Consider the following 22574-nt stretch of genomic DNA (forward strand, 5'->3'; position numbering starts at 1 on the left):
AACAGGACAGACCGATGACGTTCTCAACCACCCGCCGGGCGATGACCCGAACTGCCGCCGTACTTGCTGCCAGCGCGCTCGTCGCCGCCGTCGCCGGATGCTCGACCCCGGGCGCCGCGAGCACCGGCTCGTCGAAGAAGACGCTCACGATCGGGGTCGCAGAGACCAGCACGAGCATCTCGTTCCTCGCCACCCTCGACAACGCGATCGAAAAGGAGGCCGCTCGGCTCGGGATGAAGACGATCATCCTGAACGCAAACCTCGACAACGCGACCGAGGCGAACAACATCACGACGTTGGCAGCTCGCCACGTGGACGCGATCCTCGTGATCTCGTCCAGCCCGACGGCCGTGGTGCCGGCGATCAACCGTGCGACCGCCCAGGGCATCCCCGTGTTCGCGGTGAACGCCGCGCTCGACAAGGCGGCGAAGGTCATCACCTACGTCGGCGCGTCGGACTTCGACTACGGCGTCGCCGAGGGTGATCTCCTCGTCAAGGCCCTCCCGCACGGCGGAAAGACCGCGATCATCCTCGGACCGCTCGGCGACACCCCGGAGGTCAAGCGCCTCGAAGGAATCAAGAGCGTGCTCCGGAAGCACCCGGCCATCGAGATCGTGGCGACGCCGACGGACGGCTTCGACAACAGCAAGAACCTCGCCGCGACACAGGACCTCCTGTCGAAGTACCGAACGGGGTCCCTGGACGCCATCGTCGCCGAGGGGCCGCAGATGTACGTCGGCGCGGACTACGCCCACGCGCACGGCCGCGGAGAGATCAAGTTCATCGCCGGCGACTACTCGAAGCAGGTCGAAGCGTCCATCCGGTCCGGCGCGCTGTACGGCACTGTCAACCAGAGCCCTGACCTCGAGGGCCAGCTCGCAGCTCAGTACGCCCACTCCTGGCTCACCGGCGGGAAGAACGACGTGCCGCGGCCGGAGCACCTCATCGACCTGCCACCCGTCACGAAGGACAACGTCGACCAGCACCACTCCACCTGGAGCAGCTGACGCACCGTCGTCCGAACGCGGTGACCGCAGACCGGCCGGTCGTGCGACCTGCGGTCACCGCACCCCCCTTGGCACACCACGAACCGCGAGGACACTCACGCATGACCCCGGCACCCAGTCTCCAGATCCGCGGCCTGACCAAGCGGTTCGGGCCGACCACCGTCCTCCACGACGTCTCGTTCACTGTCGAACACGGCCGGATACTCGGCCTCATCGGACAGAACGGCGCCGGCAAATCCACCATCGTCAAGACCCTGGCGGGTCTCTACCCGGACCATCAGGGCGACGTCGCGGTGGCGGGAGAGTCGGTCCAGCTGCGGAGCCCGAAAGAGTCGCGCGACGAGGGCATCGCGGTCATCTACCAAGAGTTCAGCCTGGTCTCCGAGATGACCGTCGCGGAGAACCTGCTGCTGGGTCGCGAACCCGGACGGTTCGGGTACAGCCGCGCGGGCATTCGTCGACGCGCCGAAGAACTGGTCGCACGTATCGGCATCGACTTGGGCGCTCCGGTCGGCACCACCGTCGAGGGTCTCAGCCCCGCCGTCCACCAGCGCATCGAGATCGTCAAGGCCCTCGCCGACGACGCGCGCGTGCTCGTCATGGACGAGCCGACTGCCCGCCTGTCCGAGGCCGAGCGCGTGGCACTCTTCGCCCTGATGCGACGGCTGGCAGCGAGCGGCGTCGGCATCGTCTTCATCTCCCACTACCTCGACGAGGTCCGGGACATCGCCGACGACATCACGGTCCTCCGGAACGGCGCCGTCGTCACCACGGCCTCCAGTGGGGATCTGCCCGTGAACCGGATGGCGTCGCTGATGCTCGGCGACGCGTTCGCCGACGACCTGCATCGTGAACGTGGCGAGAGCGCCGCACACGACGGGAACGAGGTCGTCCTCGAGGCCCGGGGCCTCAGCGACCTCGACCGGCTCCGGGACGTCGACGTCCTACTCCGCGCTGGTGAGATCCTCGGACTGGCTGGGCTCGTCGGCTCAGGGCGCACCCGGTTGGCTCGGGTGCTCGCGGGGGCGGATCTCCCGAGTTCCGGGGCACTCGTGCTCCGCGGTGAGCAAGTGCGGTTCCGTGGCCCGCGCGACGCCATCCGCAACGGGATCGTGCTCATCCCGGAGGACCGAAAGCACCAGGCTCTGAGCATGGAATCGCCGCTCACGGAGAACCTCGCGATCATGGCGGTTCAGTCCCGTATCGGTCGCGCGGGCTTCATCAGCCGGAAGGCCGTCCGGACGCTGTCCGACCGACTGATCCACGACCTCCAGGTCTCGCCCGCCGCACCGGACGCCATCGCGGCGACGCTCTCCGGCGGCAACCAGCAGAAGATCGTGCTCGGCAAGGCCCTTGCGGCGGAGCCTGAGGTACTGATCGTCGACCAGCCCACTGCCGGTGTCGACATCGGGACGAAGGCGCAGATCCACGACCTCCTCCGAGCCCGCGCGCGTGCCGGGGCCGCGGTGTTGGTCATCTCGGACGACCTCGACGAGCTGTACGCACTCGGGGACCGCTTCCAGGCGCTCCGGTCGGGACGGACCGTCTGGACCGGTACGGCCGCGGAGATCACCTCCGAGCAGCTCGTCGAGCTGACCGCCACGGGGACGTTCACACCGGCCGAGGTGGGTTAGGTGTCGCGGTCTTCCCCTTCGGCCGTCCTCGCCGTCGACATCGGTGGGACCAGCGTCCGTGGCGCCGTTGTCCTCGAGGACGGGTCTGTCCGCTGCCGCCGGACGCTCAGCACGTTCGGCACGCACCGGGACGCGCTCGCGTCGACCCGGCTCCTCGTCGCGTCCCTCCTCGAGGCGTCCGCAGACGTATACGTCCGGCGGATCGGGGTGGCCGCGCCCGGCACCGTCGACCCGGTCGCGCGGACGGTGACCCGTGCGGCGAACCTCGGGTGGCGCGACCTGCCCCTCGGCGAGCTCCTTGATGCCGCCACCGGGGTCCCCGTCGTCCTCGACCACGACGCGCGCGCCGGGGCCCGAGCCGAACTGGCGGGCCTCCCGGTCCCGCACCCGCGCGCGCTGGTCTTCATCCCGATCGGCACGGGCATCGCGGGGACACTGGTCATCGACGGCACACCGCTCGTCGGTCAGACCAACGCTGCGGGGGAGCTCGGGCACACGATCGTGCACCCGGGCGGGCGTCTCTGTCCCTGCGGGCAACGAGGCTGCCTCGAGGCCTACTCCTCGGCGCGCAGCATCGCCGCGCGCTACCACTTCCTCTCCCCGGAGGGACCACCACGCACGACCGAGCACCTCGTGTCGCTGCTCCAGGTAGACCCGGCAGCCGGTCAGGCATGGCACGAGGGTGTGGACGCACTCGCCTTGGCGATCGTCAACCTGACAGCGATCACGGACGGTTGCGTCGTGATCGGCGGCGGGCTGGGGGAGGCCGGCGAACTGCTGCTCCGTCCGCTCCGCCACCGCGTGGGGGAGCTCCTCACCTGGCGACCGGTCCCTGACATCCGCGGGTCGGCCTCCGGGCCCCATGCCGCATTGATCGGTGCGGCCTTGCTCGCCCTCGGCGCAGACGCGGATCACGCCGCGTTCAGCGGGAGGATGCTCGAAACGCTGTCAGGCGCACCACAGCTCGACGCCGATGCCGGCATCGCGACCGCGACCGCCACCACCACTGCCACCAGATCTGGAGCATCATGACGACGACATCCGCACTCCGAGTCGGCCTGGTCGGAGCGGGCGGGATCAGCGGCTTCCACTTGCCGCACTGGCTCCGCCTCGGCGCCGACGTCCACGTCTATTCCGACCGGGGTGCCGAGGACCTGACCGACCGGTACGGCGGCACCGTCGCCAGCTCGCTGATCGAGCTGTTCGATGCGGTCGACGTCGTGGACGTGGTCACCCCGACCCACACCCATCGCCCGATCGTCGAAGCCGCCCTGCACGCCGGCAAGGACGTCATCTCGGAGAAGCCGCTCGCGCGGAGTGTCGATGACGCCCGCGCGATGACGGAACTCGCCGCCGCGCTCGGCCGCCGCCTGTACCCGGCGCACGTCGTCCGGTACTTCCCCGAGTACCGGCGACTCCAGCAAGCCGTCGTCGCCGGGACCCTCGGCGACCTCGCCGTCCTGCGGTTCGCGCGGTCCGGTGCCGCACCCACGTCCGTGCCCTGGTTCGCGGATCGTGCGCTGTCCGGCGGGATCATCCTCGACCAGATGCTGCACGACATCGACATCGCCCGGTGGATCGCCGGACCGGTGACGCGGGTCTCGGCGCGGTCGTCAGCGGTGACCGACCGAGACGGGCGTGTCGAGGCCGCGCACGTGCTGCTCACGCACCGAGACGGCGCGATCTCGGAGATCGCCGGAGTCTGGGGGCCACCGCACCTGCGTTTCACGACCGAGTTCTCCGTGACCGGGACCGGGGGCCGACTCGAGCACAGCTCGGCGCGCGAGCGGCCCGTGTGCGCGGACCTTCCCCCGGCCGCTGGCAGTGGTGGATTCGTCCCGGAGACCGACCCGGACAACGATCCGTACTTCCTCCAGCTCCAGGAGCTCGCTGATGCCATCCGGACCGGCTCGACCCCCCGGGTCGGTCCGTGGGACGGAGTGGAAGCCGTCCGCATCGGCAACGCCGCCATCGAATCCGTCGACCTGGGCGTCCCGGTCGACCTCGTCGACACGACAACGGGAGTCACAGCATGAGCGCCGCCATCGCCATCGGGGTGATGTCCTTCGCCCATATCCACGCGCGGAGCTACCTGCAGGTACTCCTCGACACCCCCGGCGTCGAGGTCCTCTCATCGGATCCGGACGGGCCAGCCGACGACCCGTCGCGAGGAGAGCGCCTCGCCTCGGCCATGGGCGTCACGTACGTCGACAGCTACGAGGAGCTGGTCGCTCGGGTGGATGCGGTGGTGATCACGGGTGAGAACAACGAGCACCGAGCCCTCGTCGAACTCGCGGCCACCGCGGGGTGCGCGATCCTCTGCGAAAAGCCGCTCGCGACGACGGAGGAGGACGCCGAAGCCATCGACAACGCCGTCACGACCCACGGTGTCCCGTTCATGCTCGCCCTGCCGGTCCGGTTCACCAGCGCGTTCACGTCGCTCCGGAGCATGGTGGACCGGGGGGATCTCGGCCGCGTCGTCGCGTACCGCGCGGCCAACAACGGCAAGCTCGAGGCCGACTGGTTCGTCGATCCGGATCGGTCCGGGGGCGGCGCGATCATGGACCACGTCATCCACGTCGTGGACCTGATCAGCCTGCTCGTCCCCTCCGGAGTCGTGAGCGCCGCCGCCGCGACGAACCGGGTGCTGCACCGGGATGTCGCTCACGCCGAGACGGGCGCAGTGGTGAGTCTGCAGCACAGCGACGGCACGATCGGCGTGATCGACTGCTCGTTCAGCCAGCCGGAAAGCGCTCCGACCTGGGGCGGGCTCCAGCTCTCCGTCCTCGGCACCAGGGGCAGCGTCGACCTCGATGTCTTCCGGCCCCGGCTCCGCGGCCTCGACGCGAGGAGCGGTGTGCCGATCGAGTTGCCCTACGGCGCGGATGCCGACGACGTCCTCCTGCGCACGTTCATCGAGCACGTGCGAGCCGGAACCGTTCCGGTGCCGGGGATGGTCGAGGCACGTCGTCTCAACCGCACAGTCCTCGCGGCTCGCGACGCCGGGATCCGGGAAACCACGGTGGGCGTGCAGCGGGGCTGAGTCGGGAACGGCCCGCACCGCGAACGGTGCGGGCCGCCCGACCTAGCCCTTCCGCCACAGATCGTGCAGGAACCGCGCCAGGGCCACGAGCAAGCTCGCGATCCCCAGCCACGGCACCTGACGTCTGCGGTCGGACTCGTCGTCCTTGGACATCGAGGCCACCTTCCGTGTCAGCGCCGGCGGACACGAGGAGCGGAGGAGCCGGGGGCTGTGTCCGTGAGATATCTCACGTACACTGGTCCCGAGCGAGAAACTCAGGGGCGCAGTGTTCGCCCTCGGCCTTCCACTCGGAGGGCAATTCGAAGCCCACCACCGTTGGCGCGGTGGTGGGCTTCAACCTTGCCAGGGCAGCGATCCGGCGTCTCGTCACCCTGATATGTATCGTATCCGGTCGTTCGCGCTGGTCTGCGCTCGCACGTGTCTGCTCAGCTGACCTGGCCGCTCCGGGCCCCGGACCACAGGTCCACGTCGAGGACGCCGACGGTGTGCTCGTCGATGCGCGCCAGTTCGTCGTCGGTGAAGGACAGGTTGCCGAGCGCGGCGACGTTCTGCTCGAGTTGTTCGACCCGGGACGCGCCGATCACGAGCGAGGTCACGCGCTCGTCGCGGAGGGCCCACGAGAGCGCCAGCTGCGCGAGGGTCTGCCCGCGCTCCTCCGCGATGCCGTTCAGGGCGCGGAGGTGCTCGACGACCTCTGGCGTGATCCAGTCGGCGTCGAGCGACTTGCCCGCTGCTGCCCGGGAGTCCTCGGGCACCCCATCGAGGTACCTCCCGGCGAGGAGGCCCTGCGCGAGTGCGGTGAAGCCGATCACGCCGAAGCCCTCGTCGGCGGCGGCGTCGAGCAGCCCTTCGGTCTCGACCCAGCGGTTGAGCATCGAGTACGAGGGCTGGTGGATCAGGAGCGGGGTGCCGAGGTCCCGCAGGATGGCTGCGGCCCGGCGGGATCGCTCGGTGTCGTAGGACGAGATGCCGACGTACAGCGCCTTGCCCTGCTGGACCGCGGTGTGCAGCGCACCCATCGTCTCCTCGAGGGGCGTCGAGGCATCGAGGCGGTGCGAGTAGAAGACGTCGACGTAGTCCAGGCCCATCCGCTGGAGCGACTGGTCGAGGGACGCGAGGACGTACTTCCGGGAGCCGCCACCCTGCCCGTACGGGCCCGGCCACATGTCCCAACCCGCCTTCGTCGAGATCACCATCTCGTCCCGGTACGGGCGGAAGTCCTCGCGCATGAGGCGTCCGAAGTTCAGTTCGGCCGCTCCGTACGGCGGGCCGTAGTTGTTGGCAAGGTCGTGGTGCGTGATGCCGAGGTCGAACGCCCGTCGGCTGATGGCCCGCTGGGTCTCGAACGCCTTGTCGTCCCCGAAGTTGTGCCAGTAGCCCAGCGAGAGCAGGGGCAGGTCGAGGCCGGACCGACCGGTGCGGCGGTAGGGCATGGAGTCGTAGCGGTGCTGGTCGGCGGTGTACGCCATCGGGGGAGCTCCTCGTCGTTGCGGCTGGTCCCCCAATCCTGCCGTCCGGCGGGTCGGTGCACACGCATGAACTGTTCGGTGCGCGAACTGTACAGAACGGAAAAGGTTCGTTGCGCTGACGATTAACTTCGTGAAACAGTTCGAGGGTCCACGGAGGACGACAGGGTACACAAGGCGGGAGCGATCATGCACAGCAGCACGTACACCGGAATGCCCCGGCACGCGAGGCTCGCCGGGAGCCACCCGCGCGTGGGCCTCACCGATCCCGCCGTCATCGATGCGTACGTCGAACGACGCATCGCGGATCCCTCGCTGCTGTCCAGCCGCTCGGAGCCGTCCTACGCCGACTTCTTCGCCTCCATCGCGTCGTAGGATCGGGCTCGTCAGACCCGCACCACGCAGAGAGAACCGCTGAACCATGCCGTTGACCGTCGTCCGCCGCGAGCACATGCACCTGTACGCCCGGGAGCCCCGCTCACGCGCTGCGAAGAACGCGGTCGACGCCCTGCTCCGCCTGCAGCACGCCGAAGAGCAGCAGCTCGAGCAGGCCCGCAACGAGAGCCAACTGACGAAGAACGAGTTCTTGGCCGTGCGGTACATGCTCCAGGCCCACCGCGACGGGCGGGCCATGGGCCCGAAGGACCTCTCGGTGATGTTGAACGTCTCGAACGCCTCCGTGACGAAGATCGTCGACGGGCTGGTGGTCAAGGGTGACTTCCGCCGCGTCCCGCACCCCACCGACCGCCGCGCCCAGGTGCTCGAGCCGACCGTGCAGGCCGCGAAGAAGATCGACGCGTCCTACGCGCGCTTCCACGAAGCCGTGGTCGAGGTGATGGACCACCTGTCGAGCAGCGAGAACGAGATCTTGGCGCGTTGCCTCGAGCAGATCACCGACGCGCTCGCCGACGGGCGTCCGGAGCCGACGGCCGAGTACAGCGTCGATCCCGAGGGCCTGGCCGAGCCGATCGACGCCTGATCCCGCCCGTGGGAGTCCGCACGGGCCTCCCGGAAGAAACCTTCCAGCGGTAAGTTGTCTGCATGACGCTGCCCGACGACGATGCGGCCGCGCCGCGACGCGGCGGGTACCGGAAGGGCACGGAGCGTCGCGCGCAGATCCTCGACGAGATGATCCGCATGGTCGCGGAGCAGGGCGTCGACGCCTCGTCGCTGCGGTCCGTCGCCGAAGCGCTCGGGATCACCCACGCCGCACTCCGTCACTACTTCCCGAGCCGCGACGACCTGCTGCTCGCGGTGTACCGGGAGCACGAGGTGCGCGAGAAGAGCGCACCCGAGCGGATGAAGTCCGCGATCGGTGACATGCGGGAGAGCGCCGCCCGCAACCGCGAGGTCCCCGGTCTGGTGCAGCTGTACACGACGCTCGCAGCAGACGCCGTCCAAGAAGGGCACCCGTCGACGCGGGACTTCATGCGCGAGCGCTTCACCCGGTTGCGCGCGGACCTGGCGGCGCTGATCGAGGCGGACCAGCGCGCGGGACGGATCGACGCCGGGCTCGATGCGGTCGACCTGGCGAGCCTGAGCATCGCGGCGTCGGACGGGCTGCAGGTGCAGTGGCTGCTCGACCCGGAGGCCGTCGACGGCGAGCGGGTGCTCCGGCTGCTGGAGCGGCTCGTCCCCGGCGCCGGGCTCGACTGATCGACCGATCGACCACTCCACCGTTCGACGACCCGCCTGACGGACGAAGGGGGCAGGGCCAGGCGTCAGCTCCGAGCTCTGGAGACGCGCGCCGGGTCCACACGAACGGGCATCGACGACATGGGTCGACGGCCGGTGCGGGCGTCGGCGCTGGTCACCGCAGCCGAGAGCGCGACGTGCGCCAGGTCGCCGGTCGCCTTGTAGACCCCGCGCTGGCGGGCTGCTCCCGTCCCCACGGCGAAGAGCTCGGCCAGGCCGCGCTCCACGAGCTGGTCGTCGCCGTTCGCGGTGAGGGCAGGTAGGACGTGCGCGAGGAGCATGAGCACGACATCGCGCGCGGGTGCCGGGGTGCCGGTCGTGGGGTCCACCAGCTCGCCCTCGAGTCCCTCGAGCGCCGCACGCCAGTTCGCGAGCCGGATGACCTGCGCCGGGGTGTCCTGGGCAGGGCGACCGGCTGCCCAGTCGCGTGCCGCAGTGTCCACGAGGGCGCGGATGAGTCCGGCGATGGTGACCGTCACACCCGGGTCGAGGGGGACGTCGGCGACCCGGACCTCGACGGTCGGGTGGTTCTGCGAGAGTCGGGCGTCGAGGTACAGCATCCCGGAGTCGAGCAGCGCACCGGTGGCGACCATCGCCTCGGTGATCGCCCGGTACCGTGCCGGCGATCCGAACCGCTCCACCGGCCCGGAGCTCGGCCACTGGTTCCAGGAGACGGACCGGAAGCTCGCGTGCCCCGTGTCGACGCCGTCGTGGAACGGCGAGTTCGCGCTCAGGGCGATGAGGATCGGCGTCCACGTGCGGATCCGGTCGAGGACGGCCACGCCCTCCGCGGCCGAGTCGATCGCGACGTGCACGTGCAGTCCGCACGTCATGCTCCGCCGCGCCATGCTTCCGTACCGGTCCATCATGCGGTGGTACCGGGGCGAGTCGGTCGGGTGCGGGACGGCCGGGAGCGGGGACGCCGCCAGTGGTGCCGCACGCGCACCGAACTCCGCCGCGAGCACCGCGGCACGTGCCCGGTTGTCGAGGACCTGCGCACCGAGATCGGCGAGCGAGGTGTGCGGGCGCGTGATGACCTCGAGCATCTCGCGGTGCATCTCGCCCACAACGGCGCCGTCGTCGGACGCGCCGGTCGTCTTCGCCCGTGCCAACAGTCGGTCTGCGACCGGGACGGGGACACCCGTCGACCGGTCGATCAGGAGGAGCTCTTCCTCGACGCCCATGGTTCTCATGGACCGAGTGAATGCCGCGTCCACTGCGCCCGCTACCGGGGTGGCCGGAGGGCGCGGATGGGGAATCCGATGTGCGCGAGACGTCGAACGGCCGGCCCCGTCCGGGACCGGCCGTTCGACGATCGATGTGCCTATGCGGCTGCGGTGAGCACCGCGGCCGCGGGGTCGAAGTCCTCCGGCAGCGGCGGGATCGCCTCGACGGACGACGTGATCGTGACCGCCGACCCGGACTCCGCGGCGTCCCGGATGCCGAGCAACACGTCGAGCACGTGGAGCGCGAGGGACCCGGACGCACGCTCGGGCCGGTCCTCGGCGATCGCCCGGGCGAGTTCGACGACCCCGGTGCCCCGGCCCCAGGTCGACCCGACCGCGGTGAGCGTCTCGGGCTCGTCCTGGCCGTAGCTCCACAGCTGCGACGACCCCTCGAACGTGTTCGGGTCGGGCAGCGAGATGGTCCCGAGCGTGCCGTTGATCTCGACGAAGCCCTGTCGCGGCAGCGCGTGCTGGAACGAGAACGTCGACTGTGCGGACTGGCCGCCGGCGAACTCGATGAGCGCGGCGTGGTGCGTCGGGACCTCGACCGGGAACGACTCGCCGGCACGCGGGCCGGACGCGATCGTGCGCCGCTCGAGCGACTTCGACGACACGGCCTGCACGCGGCTGGCGCTGCCGAACGCGTGCACCAGGGTCGTCACGTAGTACGGCCCCATGTCGAACAGCGGTCCGGCGCCCGTCGCGAACAGGAAGTCCGGGTTCGGGTGCCACGCCTCGGGTCCGGGCACGTGGAACAGCGTCGTCGCACTGAGCGGCTCGCCGATGTCGCCCCGCGCGATGGCCCTGAGAGCCGTCTGGACGCCCGCGCCGAGCACGGTGTCCGGCGCCGTCGCGACCCGCAGGCCCTTCGCCGTCGCCGAGGCGAGCACGGCCGCGGCGGAGTCGTGGTCCGTCGCGATCGGCTTCTCGCTCCACACGTGCTTACCGGCGTCGATGATCTGCTGGTCGACCTCGGCGTGGGCGGCCGGGATCGTCAGGTTGATGACGATCTGGACGTCGTCGCGGGCCAGCAGCTCCTCGACGCTCCCCGAGGCGCCGACCCCGTAGGTGGCAGCCTGTGCGGCGGCGCGGTCGAGCAGTACGTCGGCGACGAAGCGGACCTCGACGTCGGCGAACTGCGTCAGGTTCTCCAGGTACTGCGTGGAGATGTTGCCGGCACCGATGATGCCGATCCCGACAGGGGTCACTTGTCGTTCGCCTTGAGCCACTCGAGCGACTCGGTGATGCCCTCGAAGACGTCGCCCTTGTACGCGTCGAACTCGACCACGCGGATGGCCTGCGGCGCGGCGGCGAGGATCGCTGCCACGTCGACGTCGCCCTGACCGGCGGGGGTCTGGTTCTCGAAGGCGCGCTGGAGTGCCTCAGGGACGATGAGCGCGCTCTCCGACGAGGGCAGCGCGGTGCGGATGTCGCCGTCGACCTTGCCGTCCTTCACGTGGATCGCGACGACGCGGTCGCCGAGCGAACGGAGCACCGCTGGGGCGTCGGCGCCACCGACGGTCGCCCAGAAGGTGTCGACCTCGAGGACGGTCTCCGGCGACAGCTGGGACACGAAGTGCTCGTAGACGGTCTTCCCGTCGACCTTGTTCGTGAACTCCCACTGGTGGTTGTGGTATCCGAACGTCAGCCCGCGGCTGGCGGCCTCGGCGGTGAGCACGTTGACGCGCTCGGCGATCTTCGCGACGTCGTCGGCGGTCTGCCAGCGGTCCGTCGGGATGAACGGGTCGATGACGGTCTGGATGCCGAGACGCTCGGCGGCGTCCCAGATCGGCGTGGTGTCGTCGGCGTCGATCACGGCGACGTGACCGGAGGGGGCCTTGAGGCCGGTGGCGGCGAACGCGCGCTCGAGGTCGGCGGCCCGCTCGACGAACGCGTACGGTTCGACGTTCTCGTACCCGATCTCCCGGACCCGGGCGATGGCGGCGTCGAGGTCTTCGGCGATGGCGTCGCGCAGCGAGTAGAGCTGCACAGAGGTGATGGGCATTGCGGAGGGCTCCTTCGGTCCGGTCCTGGTGCTGGTCCGTCGCGGAGCGATGCTCCACGGCGAGATCGAGGACGACGCTACCCGAGAAACCACCCGCTGTGTAGTTTTTGCGCCGGATGACGTGGCTGTGGCCCGAGGTCGTGGTTCGATTGCCGGATGCACAGTGCCGTGGCTGACCTCGACCGCCGACAGCTCGCCGGGTGGCGGAACGCGATCGTCGTCGCCTTCGCGATCGGCGGCGTCAGCCTGGCCGCGTGGGGGCCGCGGCTCCCCGAGCTCCGGGCAGAGCTCGGCGTCGACGTCGGGACCATCGGCCTGATGCTCGGCGGGGTCACCGTCGGCTCGATCGGCGGTCTGCTCAGCGCGGCCCCGCTCCTCCGACGCGTCGGGGGTCGCCGCGCGCTCACGGCCGTCGTCGTGCTCGTGCCGCTCGCGATCGCGGTGATCGGCAACGCCGCGGCCCTGCACTCCGTGCCGCTCGCCACCGTCGGCTTCGTCGTCGCCGGTGCCGGGATCGGGTCGCTCGACGTGATGGCGAACATCGAGGGCACGGCGATCGAGGCGCTCGCCGGCCGCACGCTGCTGCCGCTGATGCACGCGGCCTGGTCGGGAGGCGCGGCACTCGGCGCAGGGATCGCCGCCCTCTGCGCGTGGCTGGGCGTCACCCCGTCGGCGCAGCTGCTCGGAGAGGCCGTCGTGATCCTGGTGGTCGGCGTCCTGGCGATGCGCGCGATCCCCGACGGCACGCGGGCCGAGGAGCACGACGCGACGCTCACCCCACGGCAGCGGATCAGCCAGTGGGCGCGCGGCTGGGCAGACGTCCGACTGCTGCTGATCGGCGTGGTCATGCTCGGCGTCGAACTCGGCGAGGGCTCGGCGAACAACTGGCTCGCCCTCGCCACCACGGACGGGCACGGCCAGTCCGCCACCGTCGGCGCCCTGTTCTTCACGGTGTTCGCCGTGTCCGAGGCCGCGACCCGGGTGCTCGCCGGACCGGTCGTGGACCGGCTCGGGCGGGTCAGCACCGTCCGCTGGACCACTGCGCTCGGCATCGTCGGCGCGGTCCTCTTCATCGTCGGCGGATCGTGGTGGCTCACCCTGATCGGCGTCGTGCTCTGGGCGGTGGGCGTCTCGATGGGGTTCCCGCTCGGCATGTCCGCCGCCGCGCAGAGCGGCTCGAACCCCGCCGCACGGGTCAGCGTCGTCGCGTCGATCGGGTACTTCGCGAACTTCGCGGGGCCGCCGGTGATCGGCGCGATCGCCGAGCGCGTCGGGGCGCTCTCCGCGCTGTGGTTGGTCGCGGTGCTGTTCGTCGCGGCGTTCGCCGCGTCCGGCTCGCTCCGCCCCGTCGAGCGACGCGACTGACCGCCGGACGGCAGACGTGCCGGACGGGAGGCGCGTGGCGGGCCCGCACCGCGCCTCCCGTCCGTCCTCACCGGCAGCGGCGATACCGTCGGAGGATGCTCGACGCCGCCATCCGCACCTTCGACGCCCCCGCGGGGCGCGTCCTCGCGACGACCGACGACGGGGTGGTCCGCGCGCTCGGGATCCCGTACGCACGGGCGGACCGGTTCGCGCCGCCGGAGCCGATGCCGCCGGTCGACGGCGACCTGACGGCCTTCACGCCGGCCCCGGTCGCACCCCAGCCCGAGGCGCTGTTCGTCGACCAGCTGCTCGGCTCGATGGGCGACATCAGCGTGGACGAGCACTGCCAACGCCTGTCGGTCACGACCCCGGCCGACGTGGGGCCGGGCGAGGGGCTGCCCGTGATGGTCTGGATCCACGGCGGCTCGTACGTCCTCGGCGGCGGGGACATCCCGATCTACGACCCGCGGGACCTCGTCGTCGAGCAGCGGGTCATCGTCGTCTCGGTGACGTTCCGGCTCGGCGTCCTCGGGTTCCTGGGCGACGGTGAGCGGATCCCGGCGAACCTCGGACTGCTCGACCTGATCGAGGCCCTGCGGTGGGTCCGCACGAACATCGCGGCGTTCGGCGGTGACCCGGACCTGGTGACCGTGGCCGGCCAGTCCGCCGGGGGCGACGCGGCCGCGCACCTCATGATCAGCGAGGGGACCGCCGGGCTGTTCCGCCGGGTGATCGTGCAGAGCGCCCCGCTCGGGCTGTCCCGCGGCCGTGCCCGGATGAACCGCGCCACGATGCGTGCGGTCGGTGCGATCCACGCCGACACCCCGCTCGAGGACCTGCTCGAGCGTCAGGCGATCGGCACCCGCGCGGCCGCACCGTACGGCCTGGCCGGCGGGATGCCCTTCGGTACCCAGTACGGCTTCGCGCCGCTGCCCGCCGAGCGCGACCTGGACACCGCCTGGAGCCGGGTCGCCCCCGACATCGACGTCCTCATCGGATCAGCGTCGGACGAGACCGGCATGTACGTGCCCCTCATCCCGGGCCTCCGCGACGTCGCACGCTGGCGGACGGTCCGGCCGCTGCTCCGCTGGCTGCTCGTGCGACCGCTGTCCGAGGTCATCTACGGGCGGGACGTCCGCCGCTTCACCGCACGGCACCGGGCAGCGGGCGGCCGTGCGGTCTCCTACCGGTTGCACCGCGGTGCCACCGCCAAACCGACCGGTGCCGTGCACATGAGCGACCTGCCGCTGCTCCTCGGTGGGCAGCGGGCGTGGGCGGGGACCCGGTTCGTGCCGGAGCGGGACTGGCCCGAGGTCGAGCGGCGCGGGCGGGCGTTCCGATCGACCTGGGCCGAGTTCGTGCGCTCCGGGCGCATCACCGCGGCGGACGACGAGACCCTGTCCTTCGACCGCGGATGACCGGCCACCCCTGAACTGGCGGTCGCGTCGAAACCATCCCGGCCCCAGACTCGAGGGCATGTCCTCCGATGCCGACTTGCGCGCCCGCATCGTGACCGGCGCCATCGAGGCCTACCGGGCCCACGACTACCACTCGGTCGGGGTGGAGCAGGTCGCCGAGCAGGCGGAGCTCACCGTCGCCGAGGTGCAGCGGCTGTACCCGCTGTGGGACCTGCTCGTCGTCGCCGTCATGGACCGGTGGAACAACGGCAACCGCCGCGCCCTCTGGCACATCGCCGAGAACGAGGGTGTCGCCGCCTACCTGCGCGCACGGCTCGAGGCCGGGCTCCAGGACCCTGCGTTGGTCCGCTTGCGGTTGGCGCTGCTGAGTGCGGCGTCCAGCCCGGACCACGCGGCAGCCGGGTGGTTCCGGTCGCAGTACACCACCTCGTTCCAGGACCTCACGCTCGCCCTGGTGCGCGACGTCGTCGCCGGTCGCGAGCCCCGCGGGGCGTCTCCGCGGCACGCGGCCGAGCAGCTCCTCGCGCTGTACGAGGGCCTGCAGCTGCAGGGGATGGTGCGCGATGGCGTGGACCTGCTGTCCGGGTACGACCGAGCCGTCGGCCGCATGCGGTCGGGGTGGACAGCGGCAGCGAACGAGATCTGAGCCGTCCGCTCGGTCCGCGTCGGTTCGGCCTGCGTTGGTTGTGCCTGTGTCGGCTCGGCCTGCGATGGTTCGGCCTGGGTCGGCTCGGCCTGCGTCGGCTCGACCGGGTCGGCGCGGCCTGGAGGCGCGGCGCGGCACCCCGACGCAGGCTCGGCCACCTGGCATGGTCGGCCCATGGAGTACACGGACTACGACACCCGGCTCGCCGCCTACGGCGTGATCACGGACGGCGACCGTGTGCTGCTCGCGAAGCTCCGGTTCCCGGACGCCGGCACGTGGACGCTCCCGGGCGGTGGCGTCGAGTGCGACGAGACCGTCGAGCACGCCGTCGTGCGGGAGGTCCGCGAGGAGACCGGACTCGACGCGGAGGTCGGTGCGCTCCTGGGGGTGCGGCACCACATCATCCCGCCCCAGCGACGGATCCACGCGAACGGCCGGTCGATGAAGGCGGTGCAGGTCGTGTTCCGTGCGACGGTCGTCGGCGGAGCACTCCGGGACGAGGCCGACGGCTCGACGGACGAAGCCCGGTGGATCCCGATCGCGGAGCTCCCGCACCACCGGCACGGGTTGCTCGTGCCGATCGCGCTGGGCTGGGCGGGTGCCCTCAGCCGCTGATCGTCGCGTCTACTCCGCGAGCACGCTGAGGACGTTGCCGGACGGGTCCGTGAACCACGCGATGAGCGGACCGCCCTTCCGGTTCACGCCCTTCTCGTCGGTCATGCCCTCGTAGTGCAGGAACGTGACACCCTTCTCGGTGAGCTCGTCGACCGCGGCGTCGACGTCCGGCACCGGGAAGTTCAGCACCGTGTACGCCGCCGGCTCGTGCCCCGGGCCCTTCGGGTACACCAGGACGGCGTGCCCGCCACCGAGCTGCAGGTGGAGCATGCCGTGATCCTCGGTGACCTCGAGCCCGAGGACGTCCTGGTAGAACGCCTTCGCCTCGGGCACGTCCCGGACCGAGAACCCGCTGAACGCCTTCGTCGCATCGACCATGCGGCAAGTGAACCACCTGCACACGCTGTCCGTGCCCTCTGCGAGGATGACGTCCGTGACGGACGACGGCGAACGCGAACAGGTCGGCGCGGGTGACCGCCCGGGCACCACGGTCGATCAGGTGACCACCACGGTCGACCAGGCCGTCGCACGCGCGATCGAACTCGCCTGCGCCGACCGGCGCGCGGTGCTCGGCATCGCCGGAGCCCCAGGCGCGGGGAAGTCGACGTTGGCCCGCAGGGTGGTGGTCGCCGTCGACGCTGCCCTCGGTGCCGGCACGGCGGTCCAGGTCCCGATGGACGGGTTCCACCTGTCCAACGGCGCGCTCGATGCGCTCGGTCGCCGCGACCGGAAGGGCGCGATCGACACCTTCGACGCCCACGGCTACGTCGCACTCGTGCGTCGACTCGCCGCTCCGGACGACGCCGTCATCTGGGCTCCCGACTTCGACCGACGGGTCGACGAACCCATCGCGGGCTCCATCGCCGTGCCGCCGTCCGTGCGGCTCGTGGTGTCCGAGGGGAACTACCTGCTCGACGACACCACGCCCTGGTCCGACCTGCCGGCGATGTTCACCGAGACCTGGTTCTGCGCCGTGGACGACCGGGTCCGCGTCGACCGACTCGTCGGCCGGCACATGCGGCACGGCCGCGACCACGACGCCGCGCGGGCGTGGGCGGTGGAGGTGGACGGCGTGAACGCCGCGCGCGTCGCTGCCACGGCGACCCGCGCCTCCAGGACCGTGCAGACGTGACCACCGATGAACCAGGAGACGACATGACCATCGCGATCACCGGAGCCACCGGCAACATCGGCGGCGCCGTCGCCCGGGCGCTCGCCGCTGACGGCGTCCCGTTCCGCATGCTCGTCCGCGATCCCGCTCGCGCTCCCGAGCTGCCTGGCACCGAGGTCGCGGTGGCGTCGTTCGACGACGCCGAGGCGTGCCGAACGGCACTCGACGGCGTCGACGTGCTCCTGATGGTGTCGGCTGCGGAGGCACAGGACCGGCTCGGGCAGCACCGGACCTTCGTGGGTGCGGCTGCCGCAGCAGGTGTCCTGCACGTCGTCTACACGTCGTTCGCGGGCGCGGCGGCGGATGCGACCTTCACGCTCGGTCGCGACCACTGGGCGACGGAGCAGGCGATCCGGGGGACCTCGATGGCACACACCTTCCTGCGCGACTGCTTCTACCTGGACTTCGTCGAGGACCTGGTCGGCGAGGACGGTGTCATCCGCGGGCCCGCTGGAGACGGCGCGATGGCGGCGGTCGCGCGCGCGGACGTCGCCCGGGTGGCCACCGCGGTGCTGCGGGACCCGTCGGCGCACCTCGACCGGACGTACGAGCTGACCGGGCCGGTGGCGATCACGCTGGCCGAAGCGGCGGCGACCGTGTCCGAGGTCCGCGGGCGGCCTGTGAGGTACCAGCCCGAGACGCTGGAGGAGGCCTATGCCTCTCGGGCGGTGTGGAACCCGGAACCGTGGCAGGCCGATGCGTGGGTCAGCACCTACACGGCCATCGCCGAAGGTGCGCTCGCGCACGTCTCCGGTGACGTGGAGCGGATCACCGGTCGGCGCCCGATGACGTTGCGCGAGGTGCTGGAGGCACGCACGCGCTGACGGGAACATTCGAACCACGATTCCGACATCGAACCAGTCGCGCGCGCGGTTCGATGTCGTCTTCGTGGTTCGATCCCGACGCGGAGCGCGCGCCCGACCTGACCGGCCTGCGGTCAGGGAACGCGGCGGGCGGCGATCGTGCCGGCGACCCCGAGCGTCAGCACCGCGACGAGCACGACCAGCAGCGGGGCGGTCCAGCTGCCGGTCGCCCCGTGCAGGGACCCGGCGACGATCGGCCCGGCGGACCCGAGCAGGTACCCGCCACCCTGCACGAACGCCGACATCCGGCGCGCGTCGGCATCGCTCGACACGATCCGGACGATCACGATGAAGATCACCGTGATGCCACCGCCCTGCGCCGCTCCGCCGAGCACCGACCACAGCAGCCAGAGCTGCGGCGCGAACAGCAGGCCCAGCGGCATCGCGAGCCACAGGAAGGCGACGAGCGAGATGATCGCGCGCGGCCGCCACCGGGACGCCAGCAGCGGGACACCGAGCGCCCCGACGACCGCGAGGATCTGGAACACCGACGAGCTCGCCCCGGACGACGCCTTCGAGAAGCCGATGTCGTCGTGCAGCAGGGTCGGGATCCACGCGGTGAGCGCGTAGTACGAGAACGCCTGCCCGCCGAAGGCCAGCGTCAGGCCCCACGTGATGAGCCGGCGTGCGGGACGGATCGGCTCGGCGCTCGCGGTGGTCGCCGCCGGGGTGCCGAGCCGGAGCGATCCGGTGTCCAGGACCTGGTCGATCGGCCCGGTGACGGGCAGCGGCTCCGCGGCGGACTCCCGGGAGGGCCGGAGCCACGCGGCACGGCCGCCCACCCCGTACGTCCAGGCGCACAGGGCGATCAGGCCGAGGACGCCCCAGACGGCGATCGCCACGGGCCATCCCCAGGCTGCGGCGATCGGTGCGGTCCCGAGCGACGTGATCATCGACCCGACGTTGAGGGCCGACGTGTACACGCCGGTCACGAGCCCGACCCGTTCCGCCGAGGTGTCGCGGCGGATCACGACGGGGATCACCACGTTGCCGATCGTGATGCCGATGCCGATGATCGCGGTCCCGATCAGGAGCGCCGGGGCGGACGGCATCGACCGGACCACGGTGCCGGCCAGGACGATGACGAGCGACAGCGACACCGCACGCTCGGGGTCGGCCTTCGCGATCACCCAGCTGGCGAGCGGTGTCGCCAGGGCGAAGCACAGCACTGGGATGGTCGTCAGCAGCCCGGCGATCGTGGCCGTGAGACCGAGGTCGAGCCGGATGTCGCTGATCACCGGCGCCGGCGCGACGATCGGGCCGCGCAGGTTCAGCGCGACGAGGACGATGGCGGCGGGCAGCAGCCATGCGGCACCGCGCAGCCCGCGGCGGACGGCCTCGGGCCGGGGAGCGCTCGTCATGCGTCGGGCAGCAGGATCGGGAGGAGGTCGAGCGGCGTCGCCGCCCGGGCGATGGTGCCCTCGGCCTCCGCGGGGGAGCCGTAGCCCCACTCGGCGAAGACGACCGGGACGCCGTGCACCGCAGCCCCCTCGACGTCGTGCACGCGGTCGCCGACGAGCACCGGCCGGCTGGTGTCGAAGCCGTGGGCCTCGAGCCGGCGCAGTGCCTCGGCGACGACGTCGGCCTTGCTCGAACGGACCTCGTCGTCGCTCGCGCCGGTGATGATGTCGATGTCGTCGGTCAGGCCGTAGTGCTCGAGGATGTAGGTCGCCGGGGTCTCGGGCTTGCTCGTCGCCGTCGAGATCGGCAGACCGGCCGCGTGCAGGGTGTGCAGCACGACGTCGATGCCGGGGAACATCGCGGAGTCGAGGGCCCCGTGCGAGAAGTAGTGCTCGCGGTACGCGGCGAGGGTGTGCTCGGCCTGCGCCTCGTCCATCCCCATCGCGATCCGGAAGGTGTCGAGGATCGGCGGCCCGACGAACGACATCAGGGTCGCGCGGTCCGGCACGGGGACGCCGACCTTGCGGAAGGTGTGCGTGAGGCTCTCGAGGATGCCCGGAGCGGAATCGCTGATGGTGCCGTCGAGGTCGAAGAGGATGGCGGAGAACGGGCGCGTCATGTCCTGACCACCCTAGCCGCGCGCTGCCGGGCGCGACCCATCGTCGGTCCGCCGGACGCGGGGCAGGGCCGCACCGCGCCTCCCGGCCGGAGGAACCACGTTCCGGACACAGCACCGTGCCGCGCCGCGGTTCGCTGTCCGGAACCAGGTTCCGGAGCGATCGACCCCGCCGCGCCCCGCGCCCCGCGCTCAGAACAGCCGCGTGTGCCCGCCCTCGATGCCCCGCATCGCGTCGTAGTCGAGCACGAGCACGCGGATCCCGCGGTCCTCGGCCAGCGTGCGCGCCTGGGGCGCCACCGTCTGCGCGGCCAGCACACCCTGCACCGGACGGAGGTGCGGGTCGCGGTTCATCAGCTCGAGGTACCGGCTCAGCTGCTCCACCGCGTCGATGTTCGCGTTGCGCTTCATCTCCACGGCGACGCTCGCGCCCGCGTCGTCCCGCGCCAGGATGTCGACCGGCCCGATCGCCGTCATGTACTCGCGGCGGACCAGGGTGTGCCCCTCGCCGAGGAGCTCGATCTGCTCCGCGAGCAACTGCTGCAGGTGCGCTTCGACACCGTCCTTCACCAGGCCCGGATCGACACCGAGGTCGTGGGTCTGGTCGGCGATGACCTCGTGGATGGAGACGATCAGGCGGTCCTGCGTCTTCTTCTGCGTGACGGTCCACACCTGCGTGATGCCACCGGCGGCCTGTTCCTCGTCCGGCTCGGCCATCTCGATGGAGCACGGCGGGCTCATCCAGTTCAGCGGCTTGTAGCTGCCACCGTCCGAGTGGACGAGCAGCGAGCCGTCCGCCTTGAGCATGAGCAGGCGGGTCGCGAGCGGGAGGTGGGCCGACAGCCGACCGGCGTAGTCGACGGAACAGCGGGCGATGACGAGACGCACCCGGGAAGCCTAACGGGCGTCGTGCGACCCGTCGGACCCGGCGCGGGCCGCGTCCGCCGACTCGTGCTCCCGCGGCGCCGTGCTGTCGGCCTGGAGGCTCGGTGCGGCCCCGCCCCGCTGGTCACCGCGGGCAGGCCGCTCGGTCTCGCGGGCGGACGGGCTGGTCTCGCGGGCGGACCGGCTGGTCTCGCGGGCGGGCCGGCTGGACTCGCGGGCGGCTCCGGACGCGAGGCCAGCGGCGATGATGAACACGAACACGATCAGGAGCGCGTGCAGCAGCCCGATGTGCCCCCCGAGGAACCCGATGAGCGGCGGCCCGGCCAGGAACGCCACGTACCCGATGGTGGCGACGGCGCTCACCCGGGCGGCGGCGGTCCGGGGGTCGTCGGCCGCCGCGGACATGCCCATCGGGAAGCCCAGGCTGGCCCCGAGTCCCCAGAGCACGACGCCGACGATCGCGAGCGGGACGCTCGGCACGAAGATGAGCAGGCCGAGCCCGACGACGGCGACCACCGCCGTCGCCCGGAGCACCGGGACCCGTCCGAACCGGTCGACGAGCGGACTGCCGGCCACGCGGCCGACGGTCATGGCGGCCAGGAACACGGTGAGCACCGCCGATCCGCCGGCGTTCGACAGGCCGTGGCCGTCCACCATCGCCAGGGGCAGCCAGTCGTTCGCGGAGCCCTCGGCCAGCGCCATCCCGAGCACGATCAGGCCGATGAGGAGCGTCGAGGGCTGCGCCCACACCGCCCACCGGGACACGGGGGTCGGGACCGGGCTGGTGTCGGTCGCCACGTGGGCGGCACCGACGCGTTCGTCGCCGAAGGACCGGACGGCCACGAGCATCGCCACGCTCGCCACGATCCCGACGACGATGAAGTGCAGCGCGACCGGCACCGCGAACCGTTCGGCGAGGGCACCGAGGCCGGCGCCGGCGAGGGTCCCGACACTGAACGCCGCGTGGAACAGGGGCATGATCGTCCGGCCGCCGAGTCGCTCGGCGGTGGCGCCCGTCACGTTCATCGACACGTCGCACAGGCCGTTGCCGAACCCGAAGGCGATGAGCGCGATCCAGATGGCGGCGAAGCCCCAGTCCAGGGTGACCGCGATCCCGGCGAACACCATGCCCGCGGTCAGGCAGGCCGCGGCGATCTGCACCCCGCGCTTGGCCCCGAGGCGGCCGACGATGTGGCCCGCGAACGTCAGGCCGCCGATCGACCCGACCGACATGCCGAGGACCAGGAGTCCCATCTCGAACGTGGTGGCACCGAGTGCGTCCCGCACGCTCGGCACCCGTCCGAGCCAGGTCGCGATGTCCAGCCCGGAGAGCGTGAACACAACGAACACGGCGTTCCGCCAGGCGCGGGTGCTCGGGGCGTGTCCGGTCGAGGACGGCGTCGTCATGGTGCTTCCGATCGTGCGGGCCGGTGCGGGGTGGGTGGACGGCGGCGGTCGGGGATGCGTGTCGCACCGCGGTCGAATCGATTCGACCGCCGTTTCCGGATACGCTAACGG

At 71.4% G+C, this 22574-nt stretch carries 23 protein-coding genes; 14 read left to right on the forward strand and 9 right to left on the reverse strand.

Going from position 1 to position 22574, the window contains the following annotated elements; translation table 11 throughout:
• The first annotated feature begins 14 nt into the window (after positions 1 to 14).
• From J7E22_RS06905 to J7E22_RS06925, 5 genes are all read left to right on the forward strand, one after another.
• On the forward strand, positions 15 to 1007 hold the full coding sequence (locus J7E22_RS06905) for a sugar ABC transporter substrate-binding protein (protein ID WP_214980147.1): 993 nt from the start codon (positions 15 to 17) through the stop codon (positions 1005 to 1007).
• Positions 1008 to 1108: 101 nt separating this feature from the next.
• Positions 1109 to 2641 carry a sugar ABC transporter ATP-binding protein gene (locus J7E22_RS06910; protein ID WP_214980149.1) on the forward strand — a complete coding sequence of 511 codons (1533 nt, stop codon included), beginning with the start codon at positions 1109 to 1111 and terminating at the stop codon, positions 2639 to 2641.
• On the forward strand, positions 2642 to 3673 hold the full coding sequence (locus J7E22_RS06915; RefSeq protein ID WP_214980151.1) for an ROK family protein: 1032 nt from the start codon (positions 2642 to 2644) through the stop codon (positions 3671 to 3673).
• Positions 3670 to 4677, forward strand: a complete 1008-nt coding sequence (locus J7E22_RS06920; RefSeq protein ID WP_214980153.1) for a Gfo/Idh/MocA family protein — start codon at positions 3670 to 3672, stop codon at positions 4675 to 4677. Before J7E22_RS06915 ends, J7E22_RS06920 begins: the two co-directional genes overlap by 4 nt.
• Positions 4674 to 5684, forward strand: a complete 1011-nt coding sequence (locus tag J7E22_RS06925) for a Gfo/Idh/MocA family protein (protein WP_214980155.1) — start codon at positions 4674 to 4676, stop codon at positions 5682 to 5684. Before J7E22_RS06920 ends, J7E22_RS06925 begins: the two co-directional genes overlap by 4 nt.
• 425 nt (positions 5685 to 6109) lie before the next feature.
• Here J7E22_RS06925 and mgrA read toward each other — a convergent pair whose 3' ends face one another.
• The gene (gene mgrA, locus J7E22_RS06930; protein ID WP_214980158.1) at positions 6110 to 7153 is read right to left on the reverse strand and encodes an L-glyceraldehyde 3-phosphate reductase; all 1044 of its coding nucleotides are present in this window, start codon (positions 7151 to 7153) and stop codon (positions 6110 to 6112) included.
• 186 nt (positions 7154 to 7339) lie between these two features.
• On the opposite strand from mgrA, the gene J7E22_RS06935 reads away from it, so the two are divergent.
• The 3 genes from J7E22_RS06935 to J7E22_RS06945 all read left to right on the forward strand — a co-directional run bounded on the left by J7E22_RS06935 (position 7340) and on the right by J7E22_RS06945 (position 8806).
• A complete protein-coding gene (locus J7E22_RS06935; protein WP_214980160.1) occupies positions 7340 to 7525 on the forward strand; it encodes a hypothetical protein in 186 nt (61 codons plus the stop codon).
• Between the two features lie 46 nt (positions 7526 to 7571).
• Entirely contained in the window at positions 7572 to 8129 is a 558-nt protein-coding gene (locus J7E22_RS06940; protein WP_214980161.1) for a MarR family winged helix-turn-helix transcriptional regulator, read from the forward strand.
• A gap of 62 nt (positions 8130 to 8191) precedes the next feature.
• Positions 8192 to 8806 (forward strand): TetR/AcrR family transcriptional regulator, encoded by a 615-nt coding sequence (locus J7E22_RS06945; RefSeq protein WP_214980162.1) that lies wholly within the window; start codon positions 8192 to 8194, stop codon positions 8804 to 8806.
• A 65-nt stretch (positions 8807 to 8871) separates the two neighbouring features.
• On the opposite strand, the gene J7E22_RS06950 is transcribed toward J7E22_RS06945, so the two are convergent.
• From J7E22_RS06950 to J7E22_RS06960, 3 genes are all read right to left on the reverse strand, one after another.
• Complete coding sequence (locus tag J7E22_RS06950; protein ID WP_214980163.1) at positions 8872 to 10038, reverse strand: glutamate--cysteine ligase; 1167 nt, start codon at positions 10036 to 10038, stop codon at positions 8872 to 8874.
• Positions 10039 to 10169: 131 nt separating this feature from the next.
• Entirely contained in the window at positions 10170 to 11279 is a 1110-nt protein-coding gene (locus J7E22_RS06955; RefSeq protein ID WP_214980164.1) for a Gfo/Idh/MocA family protein, read from the reverse strand.
• Positions 11276 to 12076: a sugar phosphate isomerase/epimerase gene (locus tag J7E22_RS06960; protein ID WP_214980165.1), complete on the reverse strand. Its 801-nt coding sequence runs from the start codon at positions 12074 to 12076 to the stop codon at positions 11276 to 11278. The genes J7E22_RS06955 and J7E22_RS06960 overlap by 4 nt, the downstream gene beginning before the upstream one ends.
• Positions 12077 to 12232: 156 nt before the next feature.
• On the opposite strand from J7E22_RS06960, the gene J7E22_RS06965 reads away from it, so the two are divergent.
• From J7E22_RS06965 to J7E22_RS06980, 4 genes are all read left to right on the forward strand, one after another.
• Positions 12233 to 13441, forward strand: a complete 1209-nt coding sequence (locus tag J7E22_RS06965) for an MFS transporter (protein WP_214980166.1) — start codon at positions 12233 to 12235, stop codon at positions 13439 to 13441.
• Between the two features lie 95 nt (positions 13442 to 13536).
• Positions 13537 to 14859: a carboxylesterase family protein gene (locus J7E22_RS06970; protein WP_214980167.1), complete on the forward strand. Its 1323-nt coding sequence runs from the start codon at positions 13537 to 13539 to the stop codon at positions 14857 to 14859.
• Between the two features lie 58 nt (positions 14860 to 14917).
• Positions 14918 to 15505, forward strand: a complete 588-nt coding sequence (locus J7E22_RS06975) for a TetR/AcrR family transcriptional regulator (RefSeq protein WP_214980169.1) — start codon at positions 14918 to 14920, stop codon at positions 15503 to 15505.
• Between the two features lie 174 nt (positions 15506 to 15679).
• Positions 15680 to 16120, forward strand: a complete 441-nt coding sequence (locus J7E22_RS06980; protein WP_214980170.1) for an NUDIX hydrolase — start codon at positions 15680 to 15682, stop codon at positions 16118 to 16120.
• A 9-nt stretch (positions 16121 to 16129) separates the two neighbouring features.
• Here J7E22_RS06980 and J7E22_RS06985 read toward each other — a convergent pair whose 3' ends face one another.
• Complete coding sequence (locus tag J7E22_RS06985) at positions 16130 to 16498, reverse strand: VOC family protein (RefSeq protein WP_214980172.1); 369 nt, start codon at positions 16496 to 16498, stop codon at positions 16130 to 16132.
• A gap of 55 nt (positions 16499 to 16553) precedes the next feature.
• On the opposite strand from J7E22_RS06985, the gene J7E22_RS06990 reads away from it, so the two are divergent.
• Both J7E22_RS06990 and J7E22_RS06995 read left to right on the forward strand, forming a co-directional pair.
• Entirely contained in the window at positions 16554 to 17252 is a 699-nt protein-coding gene (locus J7E22_RS06990; RefSeq protein ID WP_308159169.1) for a nucleoside/nucleotide kinase family protein, read from the forward strand.
• A gap of 23 nt (positions 17253 to 17275) precedes the next feature.
• Complete coding sequence (locus tag J7E22_RS06995) at positions 17276 to 18115, forward strand: SDR family oxidoreductase (protein WP_214980675.1); 840 nt, start codon at positions 17276 to 17278, stop codon at positions 18113 to 18115.
• 113 nt (positions 18116 to 18228) lie between these two features.
• Here J7E22_RS06995 and J7E22_RS07000 read toward each other — a convergent pair whose 3' ends face one another.
• The 4 genes from J7E22_RS07000 to J7E22_RS07015 all read right to left on the reverse strand — a co-directional run bounded on the left by J7E22_RS07000 (position 18229) and on the right by J7E22_RS07015 (position 22463).
• Positions 18229 to 19515, reverse strand: a complete 1287-nt coding sequence (locus tag J7E22_RS07000) for a CynX/NimT family MFS transporter (RefSeq protein ID WP_214980174.1) — start codon at positions 19513 to 19515, stop codon at positions 18229 to 18231.
• Complete coding sequence (locus J7E22_RS07005; RefSeq protein ID WP_214980176.1) at positions 19512 to 20174, reverse strand: HAD hydrolase-like protein; 663 nt, start codon at positions 20172 to 20174, stop codon at positions 19512 to 19514. The genes J7E22_RS07000 and J7E22_RS07005 overlap by 4 nt, the downstream gene beginning before the upstream one ends.
• Positions 20175 to 20363: 189 nt before the next feature.
• Positions 20364 to 21059 carry an endonuclease NucS gene (gene nucS / locus J7E22_RS07010; protein ID WP_214980178.1) on the reverse strand — a complete coding sequence of 232 codons (696 nt, stop codon included), beginning with the start codon at positions 21057 to 21059 and terminating at the stop codon, positions 20364 to 20366.
• 9 nt (positions 21060 to 21068) lie between these two features.
• The gene (locus J7E22_RS07015) at positions 21069 to 22463 is read right to left on the reverse strand and encodes an MFS transporter (protein WP_214980180.1); all 1395 of its coding nucleotides are present in this window, start codon (positions 22461 to 22463) and stop codon (positions 21069 to 21071) included.
• Positions 22464 to 22574: the final 111 nt, after the last annotated feature.

The organism is Curtobacterium sp. ISL-83 (genome assembly GCF_018613895.1).
Taxonomy (GTDB): domain Bacteria; phylum Actinomycetota; class Actinomycetes; order Actinomycetales; family Microbacteriaceae; genus Curtobacterium.